Below are 270 nucleotides of genomic sequence, written 5' to 3' on the forward strand. Positions count from 1 at the left end.
GGGACTCCAGGGCGGGGCGCGCCGGCTCGTCGTCGAGGACGAGTGGGGTGTCGTAGGCCTCGTCGACGCCGTAGGTGGGCTGCTCGCCCGGCTCGTCGCGGCGGTACTGATCGCGCCACGCGTTGAAGCGGGGCCCCACCTCGTACAGCGGGATGCCCGTGATGACGACGGCGCCGAAGACGGCCATGGCGACCAGCACCGGCACGGCGACGTAGACGGTGACGAGGTCGGTCAGGAACGAGCTGGGGATGAAGCCGAGCGCACCGCCGG

General features: G+C 72.2%; 1 protein-coding gene. It reads right to left on the reverse strand.

Translation table 11 applies throughout. From position 1 onward, the window contains the following. Positions 1 to 270: hypothetical protein (locus MKD49_RS25965; protein ID WP_252697736.1), on the reverse strand; the 270-nt coding region annotated here is incomplete at both ends.

The organism is Herbaspirillum sp. WGmk3 (assembly GCF_023952535.1).
GTDB lineage: Bacteria > Pseudomonadota > Gammaproteobacteria > Burkholderiales > Burkholderiaceae_D > Herbaspirillum > Herbaspirillum huttiense.